This is a genomic window from Rathayibacter sp. AY1A5 (assembly GCF_002930875.1).
In the GTDB taxonomy this organism is placed as follows: Bacteria; Actinomycetota; Actinomycetes; order Actinomycetales; family Microbacteriaceae; genus Rathayibacter.
Map to the genome: position 1 here is coordinate 59,433 of NZ_PSTM01000019.1, position 8,261 is coordinate 67,693.

Consider the following 8,261-nt stretch of genomic DNA (forward strand, 5'->3'; position numbering starts at 1 on the left):
CCGTGCATCGTCGCCTGCTCCCCCTCGTCCCGGCCGCTGCCGCGCTCCTCCTGCTCGCCGGCTGCTCCGCTCCGTCGACCCCCGCCGGCGATACGGCCACCGGCGGCGCGACGTCCTCGGCCGGCGGCTCCATCACGGTCTTCGCCGCCGCCTCGCTGAAGGGCGCGTTCACCGAGCTCGCCACGGGGTTCGAGGCCGCCGAGCCCGGCGCGCAGGTCGAGCTCTCCTTCGCCGGCTCCTCCGACCTCGCGACGCAGATCGTCAACGGCGCCCCGGCCGACGTCTTCGCCTCCGCCGATGAGCGCACCATGTCCACCGTCGCCGAGGCCGGGTTCGTCGACGGGGACCCGGTCGACATCGCCACGAACACGCTCGAGATCGCCGTGCCTCCCGGCAACCCGGCGCAGGTCGCCTCGCTCGCCGACCTCGCCCGGCCCGGGACCGCCACCGTCGTCTGCGCGCCGCAGGTGCCGTGCGGAGCAGCGGCCGTCGCGGTCGAGCAGGCCGCCGGTGTCGACATCTCCCCCGTGAGCGAGGAGTCGTCGGTCACCGACGTGCTCGGCAAGGTGTCCTCGGGCGAAGCGGACGCCGGGCTCGTCTACGCGACCGACGTCCGCGGGGCCGCGGGCTCGGTCACCGGCATCCCCTTCGCCGAAGCCTCGGAGGCGGTGAACACGTACCCGATCGCGGCGCTGACCGGAGCGGGCGACCCGGCCACGGCGGCGGCCTTCGTCGCGTACGTCGCCTCCGACGCCGGGCGCGCGGTGCTCGCGGCGGCCGGGTTCGGAGCGCCGTGAGAGGCCACGGGATATCCGGGTTCGGAGCACGCCTGAGGGGCGTCTCGGCGTCGGAGGAGGGTCGGCGGACGGCCGGTGCGGGGTCGCAGGACGGCCAGCAGGACGGCCGGGGAGCCGCGGGTCGGTCATAGGAGGGTCGTAGGACGGTCATCGGAGGCGCAGAGCCCCGGCCGCCAGGGTTGCTCGCGACGGACACCACGATCGACGAGGAGCACGACCATGACCCGCATCCCGGAGCCCCGCAGCACGCCCGACGGACCGGCCTACGAGGGCCGCCGGCTCGACCGCCCCGAGGAGGAGGTGGTCGACCAGGGCCTCCCGTTCGACGTGGGGACCCTCTTCTCGCGGCGCGGCGTGCTGACGCTGGTCGGTGCGGGGGCGGCGACCCTCGGGCTCGCGGCGTGCGCCACCGGAGGATCGGGATCCGCCTCCTCCGCCGCCGCGACCGCCACCGCGACTCCCACCGCGACCGCCACGGCCGGGGCCGGCACCGCGGTCGCCGGCGAGATCCCCGACGAGACGGCCGGCCCCTACCCGGGCGACGGCTCGAACGGGGTCGACGTCCTCGAGCGCTCCGGGATCGTCCGCAGCGACCTGCGCACCAGCATCGGCGGCGGCGCGACGGCCGACGGGGTCCCCCTGGCCCTCACTCTGACGATCCTCGACGCGGCGAACGGGGACGTGCCGTTCGCCGGAGCCGCCGTGTACGTCTGGCACTGCGACGCGAACGGGGACTACTCGATGTACTCCAGCGGCGTCGAGGACGAGACGTACCTCCGCGGCGTGCAGGTCGCCGACGCGTCGGGCGTCGTCTCCTTCGCCTCGATCGTCCCGGCCTGCTACTCCGGCCGCTGGCCGCACATCCACTTCGAGGTGTACCCGGGAGTGGACTCGATCACCGACGCGTCGAACGCGATCGCGACCTCGCAGGTCGCCCTGCAGGAGGAGGCGTGCACCGCGGTCTACGCCCTCGAGTCGTATGCGGGCTCGGCCGCGAACCTCGCCCGGGTCGGCCTGGAATCCGACTCCGTCTTCGGCGACGACGGCGGAGCCCTGCAGCTCGCGACGATGTCCGGCAGCCCGGTGTCCGGCTACTCCGCGGCACTCACGGCGAGCGTCGACACCCGCACCGCGCCGACCGCGGGCGCCGCGCCCCGCAGCCGCTGACCCCCGTCCTCCTCCGCGGGACGCGGCTCCGGTCCGCGACACGCCGACGGCGGCGTACCGGAGCGGCCTCTCGCGAGAGGGGAACGGGCGTCAGCGCAGGAGGCGGCGGGCGACGGCCACGGCGCCGAGGGCCGCGAGGACCCAGGGACCGCCGACGAGCAGCGGGTCGAGGATCTGGTGGCGCACGTCGGACCGGCCACGGCGCGAGGCGATCGGGTGCGCGTGCGCCTCGGCCAGCACACCGGTCTCGGTGATCGGATCGTCCGGCCGTGTCGTGAGCAGCGAGCGGAGGTGCGCCCCGGTCGACTCCACCCGGTCGCCCAGCACGAGCAGCAGCCAGTGCGCGTGGCGCCCCTCGCTGAACCGGTCGTAGGCGTAGCGGCGGATCGCGCCGGAGACACCGTGGAGGGGCTGCGCCGTGCCGAAGACGGCGGGCAGCTCGAGGTGCTCGATGCTCTTCTCGCGACGGCCGTGCGTCCGCATCCTCTCCGGGCGCTCCCAGTGCGCGCCCGAGACGAGGTCGCTGCGCTCGCGGGGGAAGGCGGGCCGGTCGGCGGGGTCGAGGTCGGCGCCCCAGCCCGGGATGCGGGCACGCAGCTCCTCGGCGGTCGGCACGCGGACGGGGCGGTCGGCGGTGTACGGCACGGGATCCTCCTACGGGACGACGACGGTCTTGATGCAGCCGTCGAGCTTGGACGAGAACAGGTGGTACCCCTCGGCGATGTGCTCGAGCGGGATGCGGTGCGTGATCAGGTCGCTGGGCGTGATGTGCCCGGCACGGATGTGCTCGAACAGGCGCGGCCACTGGCGGGTGACGGGGGCCTGGTTCATCCGCAGCGTGAGGCCCTTGTTGACGGCGTCGCCGAACTTGACGGCGCTCGCGAGCGGCCCGTAGGCGCCCATCACCGAGACGGTGCCGCCCTTCCGGACGCCGTCGATCGCCCAGTTGAGCGCGATCGGCGAGCCGCCCTGCAGCGTGAGCTTGGCGCCGGTGACGTGCTGGAGGAGGTTCCCGTCGGCCTCCGCGCCGACCGCGTCGATCACGACGTCGGCGCCGAGACCGCCGGTGGTCTTCTTGAGGGTGACGATGAGGTCGTCCTCCTCGGTGTAGTCGATCGTCTCCGCGAAGGCGAACTCGCGGGCCTTGGCGAGGCGGTAGTCGATCTGGTCGACGACGATGACGCGGCCGGCGCCCATCAGCCAGGCGGACCGCGCGGCGGCCAGGCCGACCGGTCCGGCTCCGAGCACCACGACCGTGTCGCCCTCGACGATGTCGCCGAGCTGCGCGCCGAAGTAGCCGGTCGAGAAGGCGTCGGTGAGCATCAGGGCGTCCTCGTGCGGCAGCCACTCGGGGATCTTCGTCGGGCCCACGTCGGCGAACGGGACGCGCACGTACTCCGCCTGCCCGCCGTCGTAGCCGCCCGCCGAGTGCGAGTAGCCGTAGATGCCGCCGATCGCGGTGGCGTTCGGATTCACGTTGTGGCAGTTGGAGTAGAGGCCGCGGGAGCAGAACCAGCAGGAGCCGCAGTAGATGGTGAAGGGGACCATCACCGTGTCGCCGACGCTGAGGTTCTGCACCGACGAGCCGACCTCGTCGACCACGCCGATGAACTCGTGGCCGAAGGTGTGGCCGATCCGGGTGTCCGGGAGAAGCCCGTGGTAGAGGTGCAGATCGGATCCGCAGATCGCCGCCATCGTCACCCGGACGATCGCGTCGTTCGGGTGCTCGATCCTCGGCCGGTCCTTCTCCTCCACGCGGACCTTGTAGGGGCCCCGGTAGACCATCGCGCGCATGCCGCCTCCTGTGTCGTCGTCTCTTCAGCGTGCGTCGTGCTCCCGCCGGTCCTCCAGGGGGTTGCGCGCGCGGCCCGGGATCCCCAGCGCCCGTCCCTCCGCCGTCCTCTCCTCCCTCTCCGCGAGATGCCGTGCGGGTACGCGGCACACCGCAGGAGGCGCACCGCAGCGGCATCTCGTGGAGAGGAGACGGGCACGGCACAGGCTCAGCCGCGGACGTAGGATCGACTCCATGCCGCAGATACGGATCAGGGACGCCGCCGCCGCGCTCGGCGTGAGCGACGACACGCTGCGGCGCTGGATCGAGAACGGGACGCTCGAGAGCGCGAAGGACGCGTCCGGGAGACGCGTCGTCGACGGCCTCGAGGTCGCCCGGCTCGCCCGCGCGAACGCCGTGCTGCCGGAGGATCCGTCCCCGGTCGCGCGCTCGGCCCGCAACCGCTTCGTCGGGATCGTCACCGGCATCGTGATGGACACCGTGATGGCGCAGGTCGAGCTGCAGTGCGGTCCGCACCGCGTGGTCTCGCTGATGAGCAGCGAGGCGGTCCGCGAGCTCGGGCTCGAGCCCGGGTCTCCCGCGGTGGCGGTGGTCAAGGCGACCACGGTCATCGTCGAGACGCCGCTCGCCCGCGGCTGATGCGCACCGGGTCCGGCCTGCCGCGCTGGGTCGTGGCCGTCGCCGCGCTCGGCGCCCTGCTGGTGCTGCTCCCGCTCGCCGCGATCCTCGCCCGCGTCGACTGGCCGCAGTTCCTGCCGCTGATCACCTCCGACTCCTCCGTCGCCGCGCTCCTGCTGAGCCTGCGCACCTCCGCCGTCGCGACCCTGCTGTGCCTGCTGCTCGGCACCCCGATGGCCCTCGTGCTCGCCCGCACGGCCTTCCCCGGCCAGCGCCTGCTCCGCTCGCTGGTGCTGCTGCCGCTGGTGCTCCCGCCGGTGGTCGGCGGGCTGGCGCTGCTCTTCACCTTCGGGCGGATGGGCCTGCTCGGCGGCGCGCTGGAGGCCCTCGGCGTCCGCATCGCGTTCTCGACCACCGCCGTCGTGATCGCGCAGACCTTCGTGGCCCTGCCGTTCCTGGTGCTGACGCTCGAGGGCGCGCTGCGCAGCGCCGGCGCGCGGTACGAGTCGGTCGCCGCGACGCTCGGCGCGTCCCCCGGGACGGTGCTCCGGCGGATCACGCTGCCGCTGATCCTGCCGGGCCTCGCCTCGGGCGCGATCCTCTCGTTCGCGCGGGCGCTCGGCGAGTTCGGGGCGACGCTGACCTTCGCCGGCAGCCTCGAGGGCACGACGCGCACCCTCCCGCTCGAGATCTACCTGCAGCGGGAGAGCGATCCGGACGCGGCGGTCGCCCTCGCGCTGGTGCTCGTGGTGGTCGCGGTGCTCGTGATCGGTCTCGCGCACGGCCGCTCCGCCCGGGGGGTGCCGCGGTGAGCCTGCTGCTGGAGGCGCGGCTCGCGGCGCGCGGGATCGACGTGCGGATCGACGTGGCCGAGGGCGAGACGATCGCGCTGCTCGGGCCCAACGGCGCGGGCAAGTCGACCGTGCTCGAGCTGATCGCCGGCCTCGTCCGCGCCGACTCCGGGCGGGCGACCGCCGGCGGCGAGCTGCTCTTCGACGACCGCCGGTGGACTCCTCCGCACCGCCGCCCCGTCGCCCTGCTGGCGCAGGACCCGCTGCTGTTCCCGCACCTCAGCGTGCGCGAGAACGCGGCGTTCGGTCCGCGCAGCGCCGGCGCCGGACGGGCGCGGTCCCTCGAGCGGGCCGAGCGCGAGCTGGCCGCCGCGGGCGTGGCCGACCTGGCCGACCGGCGCCCGGGGAGCCTCTCCGGCGGCCAGGCTCAGCGGGTCGCCCTCGCCCGGGCCCTCGCGACCGACCCGCGCCTCCTGCTGCTCGACGAGCCGCTGGCCGCGGTCGACGCCCGGACCGCCCCGGTCCTCCGCCGGATGCTCCGCGAGGTGCTCGCCGACCGCTCGGCGATCGTGGTCACCCACGACGTGCTCGACGCCTGGACCCTCGCCGACCGGGTTCTGGTGCTGCACGGCGGCCGTGTGGTCGAGGAGGGGCCGACCGCCCGGGTCCTCACGCGCCCGCGCACCGCGTTCACCGCCGAGCTCGCCGGGCTCGAGCTGCTCGACGGCGTCCGCACCGCGACGGGTCTGCGCACCGCCGACGGGCACGAGCTGTCCGGAGTGGCGGCCGAGCCGGTCGCGGTCGGCGCCGCGGTGCTCGCCGCGGTCCGCCCCTCCGCCGTCTCCCTCGGAGAGGGAGGCCTCCGCGCCGTGATCACCGATGTGGAGCAGCGGGGAGACGCGGTGCGGGTGCGCAGCGCGCTCCTGACCGCCGACGTCCCGGCGGCCGACGCGGCGCGCCTCGACCTCGCGCCAGGCCGCGAGGCAGGCTTCACCGTCGCTCTGGAGGATCTGCTGGTCTACCCGGCGTGAGGGGCGGGCACGAGGAGACGGCTCGCCGTCCGGCATGAATCCGTCCCTCGAACCGCCCTGTGCTCGACGCGAGGGACGGCGCGAGCGCCCGTCCCGCTACTCCGCCCGTCCGCCGTCCCCGCCGGGCGCAGCGTCGGACAGCGGGAGCCGCGCCCTCAGCCGCGCCCCCGCCAGCACGGGCGAGTCCGAGAGCTCCAACGAGCCCCCGTAGACCGCGAGCTGCCGCTCCAGCCGCGCCAGGCCCGAGCGCGTCGACCCCTCGACGAGTCCGCGGCCGTCGTCGTCGAGGGTGAGCACCACGACGCCCGCCTCCTCGTCGCCGCGCACCCGCAGCGAGGAGGCGCCGCCGTGCTTCAGCGCGTTGGTGACCGCCTCCTCCAGGAACCGGACCAGGAGCATCCGCTGGTCGAGCGGCGGCTCGGCGCCCTCGGCGGCGAGCGCCGGGATGCGGCCGAGGTCGAGGTCGACGGCGATCTCGGGAGGGAGGCGCGCGACGAGGTCGCGGACGGCGGGGACCAGGCCGTGGTCGATCTCGACCGGGTAGAGGGCGTGACCGACCGCGCGCACCTCGTCCTCGCGGAGCCGGTCGAGCCGGGCGGCGATGGCGAGCAGCCGCTCCGAGGCCGCCTCGTCGGATGTGCTCGCGACCGCGTGCAGCTCGGCGGTCAGCACCACGAGTCCGTTCTGGAGGCCGCCGTGCAGGCTCTGCGCGACGTCGCGCCGCACCCGCAGCTCCTCCCGCTGCAGGGCCTGCACCGCCTCGAGCGCCTGCACGGAGGCGCGGGCGTGCTCCCGCTCCTTCTCGCGCACCCGCCGCGCCGCGCGCACGAGCAGGTAGCCGTAGGCCGTGATCAGCGCGATCACCGTGGATCCGACGACCAGCTCGACCGCGAGAGCGGGGAGGGCCGAGAGCGGGTAGACGCCGGTCAGCACCTGGAGGCAGCAGCGGACGAGTCCCATCCCCACGGCGATGACCGCCGTCAGGGCCACCCGGCCGCCGCCGGTCGCGCGCTCGGGACGCAGCACCGCGACCAGGGCGATCGCGAGCCCGATCGTCGACACGTTGACCAGGACGCGCGTCGTCACGTCGAGCAGCGGCCCCGGATCGACGCCCCGCAGCGTCCGCGACAGCATCCCGAGCGCGAAGACGGCCTGGAGCGCGGCCAGCAGCGAGAGCACGCCGCCCAGGAGGGACATCGCTCCGAGGACGATGCGGTTGTCCTCGCGCGTATCGCTCGGGCCGGCGCTCATCCGGTGTGCTCGAGGAAGAGGAGCGTCGCGTCGACCCGCGGGTTGCGCTCGCCGTCCGACCGGACGCCGAGGGACGCGTAGACGGCGTTGACGTGGTTGTCGACCGAGCGGACCGCGATGCCGAGGCGCTCGCCGATCGCGGCGTTTGTCAGCCCCGATGCGAGGCCCGAGAGCACCTCGTACTGGCGCGGGCTCAGCGCGGCGACCGGGGAGTCGCGGCGGGCCGCGCGGGCGGCGACCAGCGCCGGATCGAGCACGGTGCGGCCGTCCGCCGTCGCGCGGACGGAGGCGAGCAGGGCGGGGGCGGAGAGGGAGGAGGTCTTCGAGAGGTAGCTCCAGCCGCCGGCCTCGGCGCGGTCGAGGCGGAGGAAGCGGTGCATCGCGTCGACGGCCGAGAGCAGGACGATGCCCAGCCCGGGCGCGGTGGACCGCAGCCGGCGCCCGAGCTCGATGCCGTCCCCGTCGCCGAGCTCGATGTCGAGGATCGCCACGTCGAGCTCCGCGGGCCGCAGCACCGACCGCGCCTCCGTGGCGGATCCGGCCTCCACGACGCTCCGCACGCCCGGCACCGCGCGCAGCAGCGACGACAGCATGTGCAGGTAGAGGGGCTGGTCGTCGACGACGGCCAGCCTGAGCTCCGGAACGCCCCCCACGGATGTCATCCGCCCATCTTCACCCATGCTCCGGAGGTCGAGGCGTCCCTCGACCGGGGGTCACCGCGCGAGGATCCGCGTCGGCTCGCGGGCGGCGGCGGGCGCCTGCCCCGTGAGCGGGGGGATCAGGAGTGACGGGGCGGGGTCGATGAGGCGGGTGC

9 protein-coding genes are annotated in these 8,261 nt (G+C 74.9%); 5 read left to right on the forward strand and 4 right to left on the reverse strand.

What is annotated here, in order from left to right; all coding sequences use genetic code 11:
- Window positions 1-2 precede the first annotated feature (2 nt).
- Together modA and C5B98_RS13135 are read left to right on the forward strand one after the other, a co-directional pair.
- Window positions 3-797, forward strand: a complete 795-nt coding sequence (gene modA, locus C5B98_RS13130) for a molybdate ABC transporter substrate-binding protein (RefSeq protein WP_104324688.1) — start codon at window positions 3-5, stop codon at window positions 795-797.
- A 219-nt stretch (window positions 798-1,016) separates the two neighbouring features.
- Window positions 1,017-1,964: an intradiol ring-cleavage dioxygenase gene (locus tag C5B98_RS13135; RefSeq protein WP_104267460.1), complete on the forward strand. Its 948-nt coding sequence runs from the start codon at window positions 1,017-1,019 to the stop codon at window positions 1,962-1,964.
- A gap of 90 nt (window positions 1,965-2,054) precedes the next feature.
- On the opposite strand, the gene C5B98_RS13140 is transcribed toward C5B98_RS13135, so the two are convergent.
- Complete coding sequence (locus tag C5B98_RS13140; RefSeq protein WP_104267461.1) at window positions 2,055-2,609, reverse strand: hypothetical protein; 555 nt, start codon at window positions 2,607-2,609, stop codon at window positions 2,055-2,057.
- A gap of 9 nt (window positions 2,610-2,618) precedes the next feature.
- Complete coding sequence (locus C5B98_RS13145) at window positions 2,619-3,758, reverse strand: zinc-dependent alcohol dehydrogenase (RefSeq protein ID WP_104327909.1); 1,140 nt, start codon at window positions 3,756-3,758, stop codon at window positions 2,619-2,621.
- Between the two features lie 232 nt (window positions 3,759-3,990).
- Here C5B98_RS13145 and C5B98_RS13150 point away from each other — a divergent pair, with 232 nt between their 5' ends.
- From C5B98_RS13150 to C5B98_RS13160, 3 genes are read left to right on the forward strand one after another with little or no spacing between them, the layout of a single operon-like run.
- A complete protein-coding gene (locus C5B98_RS13150) occupies window positions 3,991-4,395 on the forward strand; it encodes a molybdopterin-binding protein (RefSeq protein ID WP_104222447.1) in 405 nt (134 codons plus the stop codon).
- Complete coding sequence (locus C5B98_RS13155; protein WP_104222446.1) at window positions 4,395-5,186, forward strand: ABC transporter permease; 792 nt, start codon at window positions 4,395-4,397, stop codon at window positions 5,184-5,186. The genes C5B98_RS13150 and C5B98_RS13155 overlap by 1 nt, the downstream gene beginning before the upstream one ends.
- On the forward strand, window positions 5,183-6,196 hold the full coding sequence (locus C5B98_RS13160; RefSeq protein ID WP_104267463.1) for a sulfate/molybdate ABC transporter ATP-binding protein: 1,014 nt from the start codon (window positions 5,183-5,185) through the stop codon (window positions 6,194-6,196). The genes C5B98_RS13155 and C5B98_RS13160 overlap by 4 nt, the downstream gene beginning before the upstream one ends.
- Window positions 6,197-6,292: 96 nt before the next feature.
- Here the strand turns inward: C5B98_RS13160 and C5B98_RS13165 are convergent, their stop codons facing one another.
- Together C5B98_RS13165 and C5B98_RS13170 are read right to left on the reverse strand one after the other, a co-directional pair.
- Window positions 6,293-7,447 (reverse strand): sensor histidine kinase, encoded by a 1,155-nt coding sequence (locus C5B98_RS13165; RefSeq protein ID WP_104267464.1) that lies wholly within the window; start codon window positions 7,445-7,447, stop codon window positions 6,293-6,295.
- Window positions 7,444-8,109 (reverse strand): response regulator, encoded by a 666-nt coding sequence (locus tag C5B98_RS13170; protein ID WP_104267465.1) that lies wholly within the window; start codon window positions 8,107-8,109, stop codon window positions 7,444-7,446. The genes C5B98_RS13165 and C5B98_RS13170 overlap by 4 nt, the downstream gene beginning before the upstream one ends.
- Window positions 8,110-8,261 lie beyond the last annotated feature (152 nt).